The organism is Bacillus sp. 01N45 (genome assembly GCF_056399205.1).
The window spans coordinates 761,806-779,859 of the sequence record NZ_JBFTQW010000001.1; the positions used below are offsets into that span (position 1 = coordinate 761,806).

Below are 18,054 nucleotides of genomic sequence, written 5' to 3' on the forward strand. Positions count from 1 at the left end.
TTTTCAGTAAACTAGACTTATAATAAAAAACGATACATATTTTATTAAGAAAGGACTGTGATTACAAGGTATCATGAAAAAGATAATCATTATTTCTGCCACTACTATTGTAATCGGTATCACTTCTTTCGCTTACTTTAGTTCTAAATCACCACTACAAAATGAGGCGAAAGCTGTCGAAAGTCAACAGCATAGTAATCACCAAAAAGAAGAGATTCCTGCTTTTCCAAAAGCTGATCATACTGCAAAGAAGCTAGAAAATGATTTTTCCGTTGTAACAAATCCAGAGTCTAATCTTGTCTTAGTTAATAAACATCGAAAACTACCAGACGGATACATACCTGAAGACTTAACAAGACCAAACGTACCATTTACTAGTCCAAAAGATAAAGAAAAAACATTGCTGCGTAAAGATGCTGCAGATGCGCTTGAAAATATGTTTGAAGCGGCAAAGAAAGAAGGACTTGAACTTACAGCTGTATCTGGTTATCGTTCATACAAACGCCAAAAATCATTACATGATACATACGTTAGACGTCAAGGAAAAGCTGAAGCTGATTCAGTAAGTGCCATTCCTGGTACGAGTGAACATCAAACTGGTTTAGCAATGGATATTAGTTCAAAATCTGCTAAATTCCAATTAGAACCTATTTTTGGAGAGACAGCCGAAGGAAAATGGGTTGCAAAACATGCCCATGAATTTGGCTTTGTAATTCGTTATTTAGAAGATAAAACAGAAACAACAGAATATTCATATGAACCGTGGCATTTGCGCTACGTTGGTAATCCATACGCTACATACATATATAAACATCATTTAACATTAGAAGAAGCAATGAAAGACAAAAAATAAGAGAGCAAATTGCTCTCTTATTTTTCTTTCACTCTATCATTGTAGTAATTTTTTCTTCCATTCTTCAGGCCACGGTTCGCCTTTTCCCGTTTTTTTCGATGCTTGAACCATCATTCCACGGCCGACTAAACATGCTTCTCCTTCTGCATTCTTCACCATGTAATGCAAATCTAAAGAAGAATTCCCAACCGATCCCGCTTTTACATACACCTTCAACTGTTCATCAAAATATATTTGCTTAATAAAATTACATTGTAAATCTGCAACAACGATCATCGTTTCTGAAGATTCATGCGTCCATTCTTGCATAAATCCAAGTTCTTTAAACAATGCGATACGTGCTTCTTCAAAATAGGTAAAGGCAACGACATTATTTACATGCCCAAACATATCTACTTCACCAAAACGAACTTTTACAGGATTGTAAAATGAAAAACCACTTTCCCATCGCTCAAAGTCTTCAATATAAGAAATCCTCTTCATTGTTTCCTCTCCTTTTCGCCTTCAAAATAAACAGAATAAACAGAAAAATAAAGTTATAAATATTGCCTCTTCAACATGAAGAGGCAATATTTATTAATAGTTATTGTCGCTACCAAAGAAATCTTTAAACGATTGAATTGTTGTATCACGGTTTAATGCCGCAATTGAAGTTGTTAATGGAATACCCTTCGGACATGATTGCACACAGTTTTGAGAGTTACCACAGTTTGCAAGTCCTCCATCTCCCATAATTGCACGTAAGCGATCTGCTTTATGCATTTCACCCGTTGGATGTGAGTTGAATAAACGAGCTTGTGATAACGGTGCTGGTCCAATAAAGTCAGATTTACTATTTACGTTTGGACATGATTCTAAGCAAACACCACATGTCATACATTTTGAAAGCTCATAAGCCCATTGACGTTTCTTCTCAGGCATTCTTGGTCCTGGTCCTAAGTCATACGTACCATCAATTGGAATCCAAGCTTTAACGCGTTTTAGAGCGTTAAACATGCGACTACGGTCAACTTGTAAGTCACGTACAACTGGGAATGTCTTCATCGGCTTTAAGCGAATTGGTTGTTCTAACTGATCAATAAGAGCTGTACATGATTGACGTGGTTTTCCGTTAATCACCATCGAACATGCGCCACATACTTCCTCTAAACAGTTCATATCCCATGCAATCGGAGTCGTTTGGTTTCCTTTTGAATCAACAGGATTACGACGAATTTCCATCAGTGCCGAAATAATGTTCATATTTGGACGATATGGAATTTCAAACTCTTGGTCAAACGCTTGAGCGTCTGGTCCATCTTGTCTCGTAATGATGAGGCGGATTGTTTTCTCAGACATGTTGCTTATCCCCCTTCTCTTCACCCTTAGCAGCTACATCATGTTTTGAGGAATAGTCACGTTTACGTGGTTTAATTAATGAAACATCCACTTCTTCGTAATGGAATGCTGGTGCATTTCCTTCTCCTTCAAATTTCGCCATCGTAGTTTTTAAGAAGTTTGCATCATCACGATTTGGGAATTCAGGTTTGTAATGCGCCCCGCGGCTCTCATTACGGTTATATGCGCCAATTGTAATAACACGTGCTAACTCAAACATATTTGCAAGTTGGCGTGTAAATGAAGCACCTTGGTTACTCCATCTCGCTGTATCGTTAATGTTAATGCGTTTGTAACGCGCCATTAACTCTTCAATTTTCGCATCAGTTTCTAGTAGCTTTTTATTTTCACGAACTACTGTAACGTTATCTGTCATCCATTCTCCAAGCTCTTTATGAAGAACATATGCATTTTCGTTACCATCAAGCGTTAAAATATTGTTAAATTTCTCTGTTTCGATTAATTCATTTTGCTCATATACAGTAGATGAAACAGCATCAGACGATTTAGAAAGACCTTTCATATACTCAATCGCGTTCGGTCCTGCTACCATACCACCGTAAATTGCTGATAATAGTGAGTTCGCACCTAGACGGTTACCACCGTGCATAGAATAATCACACTCACCTGCTGCAAATAAACCTGGAATACTTGTCATCTGCTTATAATCAACCCATAGTCCGCCCATTGAATAGTGAACTGCTGGGAAGATTTTCATTGGTAGTTTACGAGGATCATCACCTGTAAACTTCTCATAGATTTCAATAATTCCACCAAGTTTAATATCTAGTTCTTTCGGATCTTTATGAGAAAGATCTAAGTACACCATGTTTTCACCGTTAATACCTAGTTTTTGCTCTACGCAAACGTCAAAGATTTCACGCGTTGCAATATCACGAGGTACAAGGTTTCCGTAAGCCGGATATTTTTCTTCTAGGAAGTACCATGGTTTACCATCTTTATATGTCCAAACTCGGCCACCTTCACCACGTGCAGATTCACTCATAAGACGTAATTTATCGTCTCCAGGAATTGCCGTTGGATGAATTTGAATGAACTCGCCGTTTGCATAATATGCACCTTGTTGATATACAGCAGAAGCTGCTGTACCTGTATTAATAATAGAGTTAGTTGATTTTCCAAAGATGATACCAGGGCCCCCTGTTGCCATAATCACGGCATCAGCTTGGAAACTTTTAATCTCCATTGTTTGTAAGTCTTGTGCAACGATTCCTCGGCACACACCTTCGTCATCAACAACAGCTCGTAAGAAATCCCAACCTTCATATTTCGTTACAAGTCCTGCTACTTCGTGACGACGTACTTGCTCATCTAATGCGTATAGTAATTGCTGTCCAGTTGTTGCACCAGCAAATGCTGTACGGTGATGTTGTGTTCCACCAAAACGACGGAAATCAAGAAGCCCTTCTTCCGTACGGTTGAACATAACACCCATACGGTCCATTAAATGAATGATACCAGGTGCTGCTTCACACATTGCTTTAACTGGCGGTTGGTTCGCTAAGAAGTCCCCACCATAAATTGTATCGTCAAAGTGGATCCATGGAGAATCCCCTTCACCTTTCGTATTTACGGCACCGTTAATTCCACCTTGGGCACATACAGAATGTGAACGTTTTACTGGTACTAAAGAAAATAGTTCAACATTTACTCCTGCTTCCGCCGCTTTAATCGTTGCCATTAAGCCGGCCAAGCCACCGCCGACTACTATAAGTTTCCCTTTCATGCTCTCCCACTCCTTACTGGTTTGCTAGCTGTGGATCGATGAACGCTAATAATGCACTCACACCTACATAAGATAGACCTAAGAAAATAGCTAATGTTACATAAGTAGAGATTCTTTGTGAACGTGGAGATACTGTAATTCCCCAGCTTATGCAGAATGTCCATAGTCCATTTGCAAAGTGGAAAATTGTTGAAACAACACCAACTAAGTAGAATGCAAACATAGCTGGATTGTTTAAAATATCTGCCATCATATCATAGTTTACCTCTTTACCTAGCATTGCTTGAATACGAGTTTCCCAGACGTGCCAAGAAATGAAAATCAGTGTAACGATACCTGAAATTCTTTGGAAGACGAACATCCAGTTACGGAAATAACCGTAAGAAACCGCATTGTTCTTAGCTGTAAATGCAATATATAAGCCATATATAGCATGGTACAGTATCGGTAAAAAGATGATGAAAATCTCTAGCGCATACCGGAATGGAAGGAGCTCCATAAAGCCTGCAGCTTTGTTAAAAGCCTCTGCTCCTCTTGTTGCAAAGTTGTTTACAATTAGATGTTGCGTCAAAAAGACACCAACCGGGATGACCCCCATTAATGAGTGCCACTTACGAAACGTATACTCGCGGCCTTTCATGTCCCCATTACCCCCTTGAATGTTTGACTGCTGTTTTCAGATTAATTTACAACAATAATGTTTTTTCACTATTGGCATAAGAAAAACTGAAAAAATTATTCGAAATATTTCAGCATAATTTGATAACAAGTTCATTTTACCCCTATTTTTGTCGAAGCGTCAAGAAAACGTATACATAATTTGCATATAATTTGCCAATTCTTTTTCCCTTCTTATATATTCAGATTTTCCCAAAGAAAAATCTGTTTTTATAAATGAGAAATGTTATATAATAATCCCTATAGAAAGAGGGGAATATTGTGAGTAAAAATACAATCGATACAACATCTTTAGAAGATGTTTCATTGAACGCCTTCGCTTATGAATTGCTACGTGAAGAATTACTACCTGATTTAATCGGTAACGATTTAGATGGTATTTTATACTGGTCTGGTAGAAACCTTGCAAGAAAATATCCACTAGAAACAATTGAAGAAGTCATTCAGTTCTTTGAAAAAGCTGGCTGGGGCACTTTAAGCATTATTGAACATAAGCGTCGTGAAATGCAGTTCCAACTTAAAGGCACACTCATCGCTGAACGTCAAAAACAAAACAGACATTCTTCTTATCAATTAGAAGCTGGATTCATCGCTGAACAAATTCAAAAGCAACGAAACGTAGTTGCAGAGTCCTATGAAGAAAAGAAAAAACGTTCAGACTCTATTACATTTCTTGTGAAATGGGATATAAAAGATCTCATTGAAGTGTAGCATTACCTACAGTCAACTAGACATATAAGTTTAGTTGACTTTTTTTGTATTTTCATTCAGTTAGGTTTATTTTAAATCTTCAGAAATTATACCAAAAAATAGAAGACGTTGTAAACTACAACGTCTTCTTATCCGCTAAATAAGTATAAATCGTCTCTGCGACATTTTTCGGCATACCCGCTTCGACAAATTCCGTTACAGAAGCTTCTTTCATCTTTTTTAGCGACCCAAAATGTTTCAATAATATCTTTTTCCGTTTATCTCCAATTCCGGGAATATCATCCAGTGCTGATTGAATGACAGATTTCCCGTGTAATTGACGATGGAATGTAATCGCAAATCGATGCACTTCATCTTGAATGCGCTGCAATAAATAAAATTCTTGGCTATTTCGCTCAAGCATCACAGGTTCAGGTGGATCTCCAATAATTAAATGGGAAGTTTTATGTTTGTCATCTTTTACAAGCCCTGCCATCGGAATATATAAACCGAGTTCGTTTTCTAGAACATCACTTACAGCTGCCAGATGCCCTTTTCCACCATCAATAATGATTAAATCTGGTAAAGGCAAACTCTCTTTCAGCGCCCTTGTATAACGGCGTCTCACAACTTCTCTCATAGACTCATAATCATCTGGTCCTTGAACCGTTTTAATTTTATATTTCCTATATTCTTTTTTAGCTGGTTTCCCATCGATAAAAGCAATCATTGCAGAAACAGGATTTGTCCCTTGAATATTTGAGTTATCAAACGCCTCAATACGATAAGGTGTTTCAATCCCGAGCTGCTTCCCTAAATGATCTACCGCCTTAATCGTTCGCTCTTCATCACGTTCAATTAAGTAGAATTTCTCTTCAAGAGCAATCTTCGCATTTTTATTTGCTAATTCTACAAGATCTTTTTTCTTACCACGTTTCGGCTGTGTCGCTTCAACTTCTAAAAAGCGCTCTACTAAATCTGAGTCTATACTTCCTGGAACGACAATTTCCTTCGGCTTAAAATGACTGCTGTTCTCATAAAATTGACCGATAAACGTTAAAAATCCCTCTTCTGGTTCATCGTAGATTGGAAACATAGAAACATCACGTTCAATTAGCTTTCCTTTTCGAACGAAGAAAACTTGAACACACATCCATCCTTTATCAACTGCATACCCAAACACATCACGATCCACTAAGTCACTCATAATCATCTTTTGTTTTTCCATAATCGCATCGATATGAGCAATTTGATCCCGCAACTCTTTTGCACGTTCAAATTCTAGTTTCTCTGAAGCTTCATACATCTTTGTTTCTAATTCTGAACGAACTTCTTTATGCCCACCATTTAGAAACTTAATAATTTCATCTACAATTTCTTTGTTTTGTTCTTCCGTCACTTCTTTCACACAAGGCGCTAAACATTGACCCATATGATAATATAAACAAACTTTATCTGGCATATTTGAGCACTTACGAAGCGGATACATACGATCTAGCAGCTTTTTCGTTTCATGAGCTGATTGTGCATTCGGATAAGGACCAAAATACTTTCCCTTATCCTTTTTTACATTTCGCGTAATAAGTAATCGCGGCTGTTTCTCAGCTGTAATTTTAATAAAAGGATATGTTTTATCATCTTTTAATTGAATATTATATTTTGGATCATGTTTTTTTATTAAGTTTAACTCTAAAATGAGAGCCTCTAGATTTGAGGAGGTTACAATATATTCAAAATCTACAATTTCTCCTACAAGCCGCAGTGTTTTTCCATCATGCGAACCAGTAAAGTACGAGCGCACACGATTTTTAAGCACTTTTGCCTTTCCGACATATATAACCGTTCCTTGCTTATCTTTCATTAAATAACAACCAGGTTGATCTGGTAAAATAGCCAATTTTTCTTTTAAATGTTCGTGCACTCGTTACCCTCCATTTCTACATGCTTAGCATCTTTATTTTCACATGAAAACATACTATGCCAAAACACCCAACATACGTTCCTTTATTGTAACGGAAAGGTGTAAAAAAGGAAAATAAAAAAGGCTACCAAATGGTAGCCCTTTATTTTAGAAGTGTTTAGAAACTAATTCTACTAACGCTTCTTTCGGTTTGTAACCTAACGCTTGATCAACTACTTTACCGTCTTTTAATACGAAAAGAGCTGGAATGCTCATTACTTCGAATTGACGAGCAGTTTCTTGGTTTTCATCCACGTCTACTTTTACTACTTTTACTTTTTCGCCTAGTTCTGCATCAATTTCCTCTAATACAGGAGCGATCATTTTACAAGGTCCACACCAAGGTGCCCAGAAATCTAATAATACAACACCTTCGCTAGTTTCAGCTGCGAAGCTTTGGTCATTTGCATTTACAATTGCCATTTTATTTCCTCCTTCAAGTATATTCTACCAAGAGTATATCATTAACTTATATACGTGGCGAATAATATGTATCGTTATGTATTGTAACAAAAAAGTGTTCCTTTATACTATATAAAAATACGGATTAAATACTAAAAAGATGAGAGACAGGGGATCTCTCACCTTTTCTATATATAGGGGTACTTCACTTGGAACTCAAGGGTACTCAAATCATGAATGTACTTTTAACTTTTTAAACTCTTCTGTTAAAAGAGGTAAGACTTCAAATAGATCGCCAACAATACCATAGTCAGCTACTTTAAAGATACTTGCTTCTGGGTCTTTATTAATCGCAACGATTATTTTTGAGTTAGACATACCAGCTAAATGCTGAATCGCACCAGAAATACCGCATGCAATGTATAAGTCTGGCGTAACAACTTTACCAGTTTGACCAATTTGTAATGAGTAATCGCAATACTCAGCGTCACAAGCACCACGAGATGCTCCAACAGCGCCGCCTAATACGTCAGCTAACTCTTTTAATGGCTTGAATCCTTCTTCACTCTTCACACCGCGTCCACCAGCGATAATAACTTTCGCTTCAGAAAGGTCAACACCTTCTGCCGTCTTACGGACGACATCTTGAATAATTGTACGTAAATCTTTCACATCTACTGTAATAGAAGACACGTCACCACTGCGAGACTCATCTTTTTCAAGCGTCGCAATGTTATTTGGACGCACTGTCGCAAATAAGATACCGTCTGTTACAATCTTCTTCTCAAACGCTTTACCAGAGTAAATCGGACGAGTAAAGATAACATTTCCACCTTCAACATCTAAAGCAGTTACGTCAGAAACTAGACCAGCTTCAAGCTTCGCTGCTAATTTTGGTGATAAATCTTTACCCAGTGCTGTATGTCCAAATACAATACCTTCTGGCTTTTCTTCAGCATATACAGCTGAAAATGCTTGTGCATAACCATCAGATGTATATGATTTTAATTTATCATTTTCAACTGTCACAACGCGATCTGCACCGTAATGAATCAATTCATTTGCAAAAGAGGCAACGCTGTCTCCAACTAGAAGACCTACTACTTCACCGCCTTCTGCAATTGTTTTTGCTGCTGCTACCGCTTCAAACGAAACGTTACGTAGCGATCCATCACGAACTTCACCCATTACTAATACTTTACGAGCCATAGATTTTCCCTCCTGCATATATAATTTCGTATTTTATTAGATTACTTTCGCTTCTGTATGGAGCAACGATACAAGTTCTTTTACTTGATCTTGCAGCTCGCCTTGTAACACTTTTCCTGCATCTTTCTTAGGAGGCAAATAGATTTCAATTGTTTTTGTCTTTGCTTCCACATCATCTTCTTCTAAATCTAAATCATCTAATTCTACTTCTTCTAGTGGCTTTTTCTTCGCTTTCATAATACCTGGAAGCGATGGATAACGAGGTTCATTTAAACCTTGTTGTGCTGTTACTAAAACTGGTAATGAAGTTTCAATCACTTCCGTATCACCTTCAACATCACGCTCAATCTTCACGTTTGTACCGTCAATTTCAAGTTTTGTAATTGTCGTTACGTACGGAATATTTAACGCTTCTGCTACGCGTGGACCAACTTGTCCAGATGCACCATCAATTGCAACGTTCCCGCCTAAAATTAAATCTACATCTTTATCTTTTAAATATTCAGCAAGTACTTTTGCTGTCGTGAACTGGTCACCATTTTCCACATCATCTTCAATATTAATTAATACAGCTTTATCGCAGCCCATCGCTAATGCCGTACGAAGTTCTTTCTCACTATCTTCGCCACCGACTGTTACAACAGTAACTTCGCCACCTTGTGCGTCTCTTACTTGAATTGCTTCTTCAATCGCATATTCGTCGTAAGGGTTGATGATGAATTCCGCTTCGCCATCGTAAATTGCACCGTTTTTAATTACGATTTTTTCTTCTGTATCAAATGTTCGTTTCATGAGTACGTAGATGTTCATTCCATTTACCCCCTTGTTTTTCAGAAAGATTCTATCAATTTTAATTTTCTGTTAATTTATATTAAAAAAATAATTGAACTACCTGCCACTAAATGAAGGCTTACGTTTTTCTAAAAACGCTGCTACACCTTCTCTTCCATCTTCACCCGTAAATACTTCACCAAAGATTTGAGCTTCGCGTTGTACACCTTCATAATAATGAGACGATTTCGTCGTTTGCAATAACTCTAGTACAGCACGAGTCGTCGCTGGGCTTTTTCCAGCAATCTGTTTTGCAACTTTAAGCGTATCATCTAAAAATGTTTCTTCAGCAAAAACTCCGTTAACAAGTCCCCATTTTAATGCTTCTGCACCAGTAATCGGTGTACTTGTTAACATCATTTCACAAGCTTTCGCTTTCCCAACATAACGTGGTAATCGCTGTGTACCTGCAAATCCAGGAATTAATCCAAGTGTTAATTCAGGTAAACCAAGTTTTGCACTTTCAGTTGCAAAGCGCATGTGGCAAGACATAGCAAACTCAAGGCCGCCGCCAAGTGCCGCTCCATGAATTGCCGCGATAACTGGTTTTGAACATTTTTCAACACGCTCAAACGTAACTTGTCCAAGCTGCGCTAATTCTGTCGCTTGCTTCGCTTCAGTAACAGATGTAAATTCTTTAATATCTGCTCCCGCCGAGAAGAAGCGCCCTTCACCGTGAATAACAACAACACGAATGTTATCATCCTTCTCCACTTGATCAATTAATTCAGTAACGTCATGCATAACTTGTGAAGACATCGCGTTTGCCGGCGCATGATTTAACGTCGCCACCGCGATATGATCTTCAACTCTTACAGATAGGAATTTCAACATGATCCCTCCCATTATTGACGATAACCACAAGCTGCAATAAGTAGCCCATGTACCGTTTTTGAAAGTGCGACCAGATCATACTTATGATCGCTCATTACCCAATTGGTCACAACTTCATCTACTGTTCCAAAGATCATTTGTCTTGCCACGCGAACATTTAAATCCGCTTGGAATTCACCTTGCCTTATACCTGTCTCTAAAATCTCATCCATAACTTGTAAGTAGCCTTTTAATACTTCATTTATTTTTAGGCGTAAGTCTTGATTGGACTGTCTTAGCTCTAATTGCGTAACGATAGCAAGAGGATCATTTTGTGATAACAGCAAGAAGTGCGTTTCTACCAACATGAATAACTTCGATACAGCGCTTTCAATTCCTGCTGTTTTTTGACGAATTGTTTCGACAAAATCTCCCATCTTCTCTTGGAATAAGGATATTAATATATCTTCTTTATTTTTAAAATATAAATAAATCGTGCCATCAGCTACCCCAGCTTGCTTTGCTATTTTAGAAACTTGCGCTTGGTGGTACCCATTCTCCGCAATCACAATGACTGCCGCATCAATAATTTGATTGTATTTCGGTCTATTTTTCTTCACTTTACTGTCCCCTTCAAGAAGATGACTGAATGAATAGTCATTCATATTCTTATAATACTGACTATTTAGAAAAGTGTCAATCCTATTTTTTCAAAAAGAAAGGGCCTTAGCCCGTTTGCTCATCCTCATTTTTTCTTTTCTCTTCATCTATTAGGACACGGCGTAAAATTTTTCCGACTGTCGTTTTCGGCAGTTCATCTCTAAACTCATATACTTTCGGCACTTTATAAGCCGCTAAATATTTACGCGCAAACTGGTTTAATTCTTCCTCAGAACACTCCGCACCTTCTTTTAACACAACAAATGCTTTAACTGTCTCTCCCCGGTACGGATCGGGAACTCCAATCGTCACTACTTCTTGCACTTTTTCATGCTCATATAATACTTCTTCTACTTCGCGAGGATACACATTAAATCCACTCGCAACAATCATATCTTTCTTACGGTCTTTCACATAGAAAAATCCATCTTCATCCATGTAACCAACATCCCCTGTATGAAGCCATCCGTCTTGTAATACAGCTGCTGTTTCTTCTGGCTTATTCCAATACCCTTTCATAATTTGAGGACCCTTTACAACAATTTCACCAATTTCACCCGGAGGTAAAGCCTCTCCAGTTTCAAGTGACATAATGTTTGCCTCTGTATCTGGCCACGGCACACCAATACTTCCTGGCACGCGTTTTTCCCACAAAAAATTCCCATGTGTAACTGGCGACGACTCCGTTAATCCATAACCTTCTACCAATTTCCCACCTGTAACTCTCTCAAACTCTTCCTGTACTTCTACAGGAAGCGGGGCAGATCCACTAATACAAGCTTGAATAGAAGAAATATCATATTCTTTTAAGAGGGGACTATTTAATAGAGCAATATAAATGGTCGGTGCCCCTGGAAATAGTGTGACTTTATGTTTTTTTATCGCTTCAAAAACCATTTTCATATCAAACTTCGGAATCAGCACCATTTTATATCCTTGCATAATACTTAAATTCATTACAGCTGTCATCCCATACACATGAAAGAACGGAAGGACACCAAGAATTACTTCTTCCCCTTCTTTACAATTATATAGCCAATGAGCTCCCATTAAAGTGTTCGAAACAAGGTTTTTATGCGTCAACATAACGCCTTTCGGAAATCCAGTTGTTCCTCCAGTGTACTGTAAAAGAGCTAGATCATTTTCAGGATCACAAGGCACTTCAACATTAACATTACTTTCTCGTTCTACTGATTTCCATAGATGAATCGTTTCGCTTTCCGACACATTCACAACAAGATTTGCCTGCTTTTTTTGTACAAATGGATAAAGTAAATTTTTAGGGAAGGGTAAAAAGTCCGCAATCCGAGTTACGATAATATGTTCAATTTTTGTAGCAGATTGAACATTCGTTACTCTTGGAAACACTAAATCGAGACAAAGAATTACTTTTGCTCCCGAGTCATGAAGCTGGTATTCTAATTCTCTTTCTGTATATAGTGGATTTGTTTGTACTACGATACCTCCCGCAAGTAATGTACCATAATAACCAATTACAGATTGCGGACAGTTCGGCAACATAATAGCAACTCGATCACCCTTTTCCACACCGAGTTTTTGAAGATAATTTGCAAACCTCTTCACCTTATCGTGGAAGTCTGAAAATGTAATATCCTTCCCTAAAAAGTGAAGCGCTTTCTTTTCTGGATAGCGTGAAGCCACCTGTTCCACATATCCATGAAGCGGCTGAATATCATAAGAAATCGTACTTGGAATTTCTCCTGGATAACTTTTCAACCATGGTTTTTCCACCTTCATTCCCCCTTCAAATACATAAAAATAAATGAATGTTCATTCATGATGGTTGGTTTCATTATATTATAGTCGCCATAACGTTACAATCATAATATTCTGACTTTTATATAACTATGCTTCACTCCATTAACTTCTTATTATATGTATAAACTCTCCTAATCTTAAAAGAATAAGAGAGTTATTATTTAGCTTAACCTTATTATCGTTAACACAGCTCCTGGTGTAGTTGTTGATAACGTTGCAACAGCTACCAAACCAAATAGTTGCAAACTAATGGCACTTCCAGCCGCAAGAGTCGTAATAATTGTTGCACTAAATGATGTAGTTGCTAACGCAGGAGAATTGATCGTTCCAGCAAGAGGTGCACCATTAATTGTAATCCGCGAACTGACTAATAATGAAGCCGTTATATTAATCGTATATGAAATATAATAATTCCCCGCATTTGCATCCGTAAATACTGTATTCCCCCCAGAAACAGTAATACCTGGACCAATATTTTGATTATTCGGAAGCGGGACATTCGTTCCACCAAGAAGTACCGATATCGCTGTTCCCGACGTATTATTTGCAAAAGCGTATGTTGCCGTTATACTTGTGCCAGTTGCCCCCGTGTCTCCTGTTGAACCTGTTACTCCTGTTGGACCTGTTGCTCCCGTTATTCCCGTCGCTCCTGTTGCTCCCGTTGCTCCTGTTGAACCTGTTACTCCCGTCGCTCCTGTTGGACCTGTTACTCCCGTCGCTCCTGTTACTCCTGTTGGACCTGTTGCTCCTGTTGGGCCTGTTACTCCCGTCGCTCCTGTTGGGCCTGTTATTCCCGTTGCTCCTGTTGGACCTGTTGCTCCTGTTATTCCTGTCGCTCCTGTTGAACCTGTTACTCCCGTTGGACCTGTTGCTCCTGTTATTCCTATCGCTCCTGTTACTCCCGTCGCTCCTGTTGGACCTGTTACTCCTGTTACTCCCGTCGCTCCTGTTGGACCTGTTACTCCTGTTACTCCCGTCGCTCCTGTTGGACCTGTTGGACCTGTTACTCCTGTTACTCCCGTCGGACCTGTTGGGCCCAGCTTAGGAACTGTCCCATCACAACTAAAACAGCAAGAATCAACATGTACACCATTTTGATTATTACACTCACAATACCCATTTATATTATTGCGCCATGAAGACATGTTGACCACTTCCTTCACATTCAATCTTTTAAGTACAATCGCCGAGTTAAAAAACATCTATTTAAATAACAAAGAAATACTTTACCTAGTCGGGATAAACACAGATTTATTCCATACATTCTAGTAATTATTACATGCGATTTGCTCTCCTTTTGCTTGTACTTTCGCCTTCTTGCTCAAATGAAGTTCTTTTTTTCATTCTGCATATACATATAAACTTCAATCCAATTGGTGTATTCATCGGCGGACTACTTGCAGTTGAAATTTTCCTTTTTTTCATGGAAATTAGGATTTAGCTCAATAGCCCTTGCTTTAATAGAAATCGGCATTTCAGCTCTCAGCTCAACAATTATTCAACTCTTTATCGTTAACACAAATTTGAACGTTGCTGTACTTGGAGCGCCTTATTTCTTATAGTTGATGAGGAAGAAGAGTGGGAAGAAGCCTCCTTTTTTATTCGTTCTTATAAGATCAAAAGGAAACTATCTTTTTTTCACGAATGTAACCTATGAACATAACGAGGAGGGATAACATGTATCAAACTATTGAAGGCTTCTTGCAATCATGGACATACGAGGCTGAGTCTACTCAGAAGATGCTCGATGCATTAACAGATGAATCTTTGTCAAAAGAAATTGCACCTGGGCACTGGACGTTAGGCAGAGTTGCTTGGCATATCGTGACGGCAATTCCAGTTATATTATCTGGTACGGGACTTAAATTTGAAGGAGAAACAAAAGATTATCCTGTTCCACCTTCAGCTAAAACAATTTCAGATGGGTATCGTAAAGTGAACGCAGCTTTTGTTGATGCACTTCAAGGCGAATGGACTGATAAAGACTTAGCTACTATTAATGACTTCTTTGGTCGTCCTATGCCGAATTCTATATTTTTAATGACACTCATTAATCATCAAAATCACCACCGCGGACAAATGACTGTTTTAATGCGCCAAGCTGGCTTAACCGTCCCTGGCGTATATGGTCCTGCAAAAGAAGAATGGGCCGCGGCTGGAATGGAAGCTCCTAAAATGTAACAATAAAAAAAGACAAGTTGTTTACACATCTTGTCTTTTTCTGTAACTTGTTTCATGTGAAACTATTTTTGCTAAATGGTTGTTTTATGGAAAAAATACGTTAAAATGAATACATATTATGAGGAGGGGCAACCAAATTGAATACAAAAAATAAAAAAATAGCTATGGGAACTATTTTACTAACTTCTATTATCGGAGTTATCAGTGTGTCTCTTTATTGTACAAGTTATGGTACCCCTTGGGGAAAACAAACAGCAGTTACGGAATCAAAAGAATATATTACAAAATACTTTAATCTAGATGCGGAAGTCAAAAATACTTCTTACGATGCTAAAATGAATAGCTATGCAATCTCCTTTGAAACAAGTAAAGACGGAGAGTTTACTATCGAATATAAAAGTCCTAATAACTTTAATATTTCTCCAGGAGTACAAGCATATTTAAGCAAACACTCCAAATTTACAGAGTAGTAACAAAGCATACATATACAAAAAAAGAGTTGCTGTAACGTCAACTCTTTTTTTATTCTTGTCATACAGTTATATCTTCCTTCTCTATATTTTTAATTCCGTAACATGCAATCACAACTCCAATTGCTGCCAATGCTAGTTGAAGAGGAAGGAAAGTTGCTACAGAAAACGTAGTGCTATTCATTGCAATTGATACAACGATAAGGGATGAAACAATTGTAGTTGGCACTGAACGTTTACGCATTCCGAAATATAGTGGGATTAAACTTATTCCCGCAGTTGCAACGGCTAAAGGAACAAGGTTTATCCCTTCTTGCATCAATTGATCTACTGTGAATGAATTAGGAAGAATTGAAAAATAGCTATCTACCCCAAAGAACATTCCTACTACTAAAATATTAGATAAAATAACTGTTATAAATGTTAATGTTGCTGTAATAACCAACTTACTAACCATCATTTTCTTTCGGTTAATTGGATAAGAAAACATAAGTAGTATTGTTTTGTTTTTATATTCACTAATTATTAACCTTGCGATTAACACACTACCAAAAATAATAAATGTTGCTCTTACTAATGTACTAGCCATTAACAAAACCATCTGTGGATCTCTTATTTCTGGATCTCCTTCTATTTGAGAAACGATGCTCGTAAAGATCAGTAATGCCAGTATAGCGATATTTGCAATAATCGCTCCCCTCACATACCATCCAATCTTAAATTTCTTCAGTTCTAGCTTCATAAGACGTAGCATAATAGTCCTCCTTTCATTTACATTTTAATCGATATAAATTACCCCTGTTTTACTTAAAATCTCCACTTTGTTTTTTGCATCACCAATCGTTCCTGCTTTTATCTTTTCTGTATTTTTATCTTTCTTAAGTCCTTTTAAATCTATCATTACGTCAGACGAATTACTTTTAGCCGTAAGTTTCAATGAAGCTGGAACACCTTTATATCTTACGCCAATATCTCCTGACTTTGTTTCTACAAATAATGATTTTCCTTCTTTCATATCTTTCAGTAATACTTCACCGGATGTTGAAGTGATGTTCATATTTTCGTTTTTTATATTTTTCACATAATTATCGCCAGTAGTAGAAGTTATATTTACTTCTTGTAATGAACTATCTTTTAACATTAAATCTCCGCTTTCGGATGTAAATTCACCCTTCTCTGCCGATAGTCCTACAACCATTCCATCTCCAGACTCACTTTTTGTCACAATATTTTTCACTTCTATATCCCTTATTTTCACATCACCCGATTTATTATTTAATACAATTTTATCTATTTCTTTCTTCGGAACAACTATAGATATACTATTTTTCTTCCTAAACGTAAAACCATTAAAGAATCTGGTCGCCTTTTGTTTTTGCTTAACTATAACTTTATTCCCTTCATGTTCTATTTCGACAGGATCTATCTCTTCATCCACTTGTTTACCTTGAGCCAAAATCACTATTTTGTTAGCATCTGTACCTTTAAATTCAATATCCCAGTCTTCATTGTTCACTTCTATTTCTTTTATATGATTTATCTCAAAAGACTTTTCTTTCTTAAAATCTTTCCCCTGAAATACCTTAAAGCCAAAAACCACACTAGCAATTGTCAAAAATAATATTGCAATTACTATTATTTTTTTCACCATTCATACCCCAGTTCGTTTTTGTTTTAGGCTTGCTTCACGCCACATCGATCTTGTCGATTTTACGAAACGATAGATAACTAATGAAAATCCCTAATAAACAGAGCACTATTGGGATAGCTATAAAATCAAACATACTTACTTGATTGCTTTCAGCCCCAACGTTACCACTAATCAGCATACCAATTATTACAGCCGAAGTAATTGTTGTCGGTGTTGATTTCTTTCTCATCCCAAAAAATAAAGAAATTAAACTTATACCAGATATCATAAATGCACTTATAATAGTAGCTGGAACGATAGCTATTATTTCACCTATCGTAGCTGGCGTTTCAATCAGTCCCATCATTGGACTCACAAAATATACGAGCAAACTAATAATAAAAGTAGCAATAATCGTGCTCACAAAACAAAAACAAAAAACAATTGTTAATTTCGCTCTCATTAACATTTTCCTTTGCAGTGGGTACATAAATGATAGTTGTATCGTTTTGTTCTTATACTCATCAATTACTAAACGTGATAAAATGACCGAACTAAAAATAATGAATGTTATCCTAATAAAAATATTTGCTAAAGCCATGTTCTGTGTGAAGTCAGAGAAGAGCACGTCTCCCTCAGCTTTCATTCCTAATGCCATAAGGCTTACTGCAGCGAAAATTGCTATAATACAAATTGCTACACTTTTAAAGTAACTAGATAATCGATGCTTTTTCCACTCAAGCTTCATTAATCTAAGCATACAAACCACTCCTC

General features: G+C 37.3%; 19 protein-coding genes. 4 read left to right on the top strand and 15 right to left on the bottom strand.

The window, feature by feature from the left end:
* The first annotated feature begins 73 nt into the window (after positions 1–73).
* Positions 74–853: a M15 family metallopeptidase gene (locus AC1DMU_RS04005; RefSeq protein ID WP_048541274.1), complete on the top strand. Its 780-nt coding sequence runs from the start codon at positions 74–76 to the stop codon at positions 851–853.
* A gap of 36 nt (positions 854–889) precedes the next feature.
* Here AC1DMU_RS04005 and AC1DMU_RS04010 read toward each other — a convergent pair whose 3' ends face one another.
* From AC1DMU_RS04010 to sdhC, 4 genes are all read right to left on the bottom strand, one after another.
* Complete coding sequence (locus AC1DMU_RS04010; RefSeq protein WP_000822749.1) at positions 890–1,336, bottom strand: acyl-CoA thioesterase; 447 nt, start codon at positions 1,334–1,336, stop codon at positions 890–892.
* Positions 1,337–1,429: 93 nt separating this feature from the next.
* Complete coding sequence (gene sdhB, locus AC1DMU_RS04015; RefSeq protein ID WP_001291827.1) at positions 1,430–2,191, bottom strand: succinate dehydrogenase iron-sulfur subunit; 762 nt, start codon at positions 2,189–2,191, stop codon at positions 1,430–1,432.
* Complete coding sequence (sdhA, locus tag AC1DMU_RS04020) at positions 2,184–3,977, bottom strand: succinate dehydrogenase flavoprotein subunit (RefSeq protein ID WP_000676749.1); 1,794 nt, start codon at positions 3,975–3,977, stop codon at positions 2,184–2,186. The genes sdhB and sdhA overlap by 8 nt, the downstream gene beginning before the upstream one ends.
* 13 nt (positions 3,978–3,990) lie before the next feature.
* Entirely contained in the window at positions 3,991–4,617 is a 627-nt protein-coding gene (gene sdhC, locus AC1DMU_RS04025) for a succinate dehydrogenase cytochrome B558 (RefSeq protein WP_000678354.1), read from the bottom strand.
* Positions 4,618–4,916: 299 nt separating this feature from the next.
* On the opposite strand from sdhC, the gene AC1DMU_RS04030 reads away from it, so the two are divergent.
* On the top strand, positions 4,917–5,366 hold the full coding sequence (locus tag AC1DMU_RS04030; RefSeq protein ID WP_000042225.1) for a YslB family protein: 450 nt from the start codon (positions 4,917–4,919) through the stop codon (positions 5,364–5,366).
* A gap of 115 nt (positions 5,367–5,481) precedes the next feature.
* On the opposite strand, the gene uvrC is transcribed toward AC1DMU_RS04030, so the two are convergent.
* The 8 genes from uvrC to AC1DMU_RS04070 all read right to left on the bottom strand — a co-directional run bounded on the left by uvrC (position 5,482) and on the right by AC1DMU_RS04070 (position 14,144).
* Positions 5,482–7,266: an excinuclease ABC subunit C gene (uvrC, locus tag AC1DMU_RS04035; RefSeq protein WP_088064523.1), complete on the bottom strand. Its 1,785-nt coding sequence runs from the start codon at positions 7,264–7,266 to the stop codon at positions 5,482–5,484.
* 147 nt (positions 7,267–7,413) lie between these two features.
* On the bottom strand, positions 7,414–7,728 hold the full coding sequence (trxA, locus tag AC1DMU_RS04040) for a thioredoxin (protein ID WP_001018943.1): 315 nt from the start codon (positions 7,726–7,728) through the stop codon (positions 7,414–7,416).
* 210 nt (positions 7,729–7,938) lie between these two features.
* Entirely contained in the window at positions 7,939–8,916 is a 978-nt protein-coding gene (etfA, locus tag AC1DMU_RS04045) for an electron transfer flavoprotein subunit alpha (RefSeq protein WP_000101967.1), read from the bottom strand.
* A 36-nt stretch (positions 8,917–8,952) separates the two neighbouring features.
* Positions 8,953–9,726 carry an electron transfer flavoprotein subunit beta gene (gene etfB, locus AC1DMU_RS04050; RefSeq protein WP_001029035.1) on the bottom strand — a complete coding sequence of 258 codons (774 nt, stop codon included), beginning with the start codon at positions 9,724–9,726 and terminating at the stop codon, positions 8,953–8,955.
* A gap of 78 nt (positions 9,727–9,804) precedes the next feature.
* Positions 9,805–10,581 carry an enoyl-CoA hydratase gene (locus AC1DMU_RS04055; protein ID WP_000911294.1) on the bottom strand — a complete coding sequence of 259 codons (777 nt, stop codon included), beginning with the start codon at positions 10,579–10,581 and terminating at the stop codon, positions 9,805–9,807.
* 11 nt (positions 10,582–10,592) lie between these two features.
* Positions 10,593–11,180 carry a TetR/AcrR family transcriptional regulator gene (locus tag AC1DMU_RS04060; RefSeq protein ID WP_088064524.1) on the bottom strand — a complete coding sequence of 196 codons (588 nt, stop codon included), beginning with the start codon at positions 11,178–11,180 and terminating at the stop codon, positions 10,593–10,595.
* Positions 11,181–11,286: 106 nt separating this feature from the next.
* Positions 11,287–12,972, bottom strand: coding sequence for a long-chain-fatty-acid--CoA ligase (locus AC1DMU_RS04065; protein WP_141555680.1), 1,686 nt, complete (start codon positions 12,970–12,972; stop codon positions 11,287–11,289).
* 188 nt (positions 12,973–13,160) lie between these two features.
* Positions 13,161–14,144 carry a BclA C-terminal domain-containing protein gene (locus tag AC1DMU_RS04070; RefSeq protein WP_215558958.1) on the bottom strand — a complete coding sequence of 328 codons (984 nt, stop codon included), beginning with the start codon at positions 14,142–14,144 and terminating at the stop codon, positions 13,161–13,163.
* A gap of 532 nt (positions 14,145–14,676) precedes the next feature.
* Between AC1DMU_RS04070 and AC1DMU_RS04075 the strand changes: the two genes are divergently transcribed.
* Positions 14,677–15,180: a DinB family protein gene (locus AC1DMU_RS04075; RefSeq protein WP_088064526.1), complete on the top strand. Its 504-nt coding sequence runs from the start codon at positions 14,677–14,679 to the stop codon at positions 15,178–15,180.
* Between the two features lie 137 nt (positions 15,181–15,317).
* Positions 15,318–15,650: a YfjL-like protein gene (locus AC1DMU_RS04080; protein ID WP_087985349.1), complete on the top strand. Its 333-nt coding sequence runs from the start codon at positions 15,318–15,320 to the stop codon at positions 15,648–15,650.
* Positions 15,651–15,711: 61 nt separating this feature from the next.
* On the opposite strand, the gene AC1DMU_RS04085 is transcribed toward AC1DMU_RS04080, so the two are convergent.
* The 3 genes from AC1DMU_RS04085 to AC1DMU_RS04095 are packed head-to-tail and all read right to left on the bottom strand — an operon-like array spanning position 15,712 to position 18,040.
* A complete protein-coding gene (locus tag AC1DMU_RS04085) occupies positions 15,712–16,404 on the bottom strand; it encodes an ABC transporter permease (RefSeq protein WP_088064527.1) in 693 nt (230 codons plus the stop codon).
* Positions 16,405–16,428: 24 nt separating this feature from the next.
* Complete coding sequence (locus AC1DMU_RS04090) at positions 16,429–17,301, bottom strand: DUF4097 family beta strand repeat-containing protein (RefSeq protein WP_142291815.1); 873 nt, start codon at positions 17,299–17,301, stop codon at positions 16,429–16,431.
* Between the two features lie 34 nt (positions 17,302–17,335).
* A complete protein-coding gene (locus tag AC1DMU_RS04095) occupies positions 17,336–18,040 on the bottom strand; it encodes an ABC transporter permease (protein WP_088064528.1) in 705 nt (234 codons plus the stop codon).
* Positions 18,041–18,054: the final 14 nt, after the last annotated feature.

Coding starts and splice junctions, on each gene's coding strand:
- AC1DMU_RS04005 (WP_048541274.1), top strand. CDS start 74: ATGAAAAAGATAATCATTATTTCTGCCACTACTATTGTAATCGGTATC.
- AC1DMU_RS04010 (WP_000822749.1), bottom strand. CDS start 1,336: ATGAAGAGGATTTCTTATATTGAAGACTTTGAGCGATGGGAAAGTGGT.
- sdhB (WP_001291827.1), bottom strand. CDS start 2,191: ATGTCTGAGAAAACAATCCGCCTCATCATTACGAGACAAGATGGACCA.
- sdhA (WP_000676749.1), bottom strand. CDS start 3,977: ATGAAAGGGAAACTTATAGTAGTCGGCGGTGGCTTGGCCGGCTTAATG.
- sdhC (WP_000678354.1), bottom strand. CDS start 4,617: ATGAAAGGCCGCGAGTATACGTTTCGTAAGTGGCACTCATTAATGGGG.
- trxA (WP_001018943.1), bottom strand. CDS start 7,728: ATGGCAATTGTAAATGCAAATGACCAAAGCTTCGCAGCTGAAACTAGC.
- etfA (WP_000101967.1), bottom strand. CDS start 8,916: ATGGCTCGTAAAGTATTAGTAATGGGTGAAGTTCGTGATGGATCGCTA.
- etfB (WP_001029035.1), bottom strand. CDS start 9,726: ATGAACATCTACGTACTCATGAAACGAACATTTGATACAGAAGAAAAA.
- AC1DMU_RS04055 (WP_000911294.1), bottom strand. CDS start 10,581: ATGTTGAAATTCCTATCTGTAAGAGTTGAAGATCATATCGCGGTGGCG.
- AC1DMU_RS04070 (WP_215558958.1), bottom strand. CDS start 14,144: ATGTCTTCATGGCGCAATAATATAAATGGGTATTGTGAGTGTAATAAT.
- AC1DMU_RS04075 (WP_088064526.1), top strand. CDS start 14,677: ATGTATCAAACTATTGAAGGCTTCTTGCAATCATGGACATACGAGGCT.
- AC1DMU_RS04085 (WP_088064527.1), bottom strand. CDS start 16,404: ATGCTACGTCTTATGAAGCTAGAACTGAAGAAATTTAAGATTGGATGG.
- AC1DMU_RS04090 (WP_142291815.1), bottom strand. CDS start 17,301: ATGGTGAAAAAAATAATAGTAATTGCAATATTATTTTTGACAATTGCT.
- AC1DMU_RS04095 (WP_088064528.1), bottom strand. CDS start 18,040: ATGCTTAGATTAATGAAGCTTGAGTGGAAAAAGCATCGATTATCTAGT.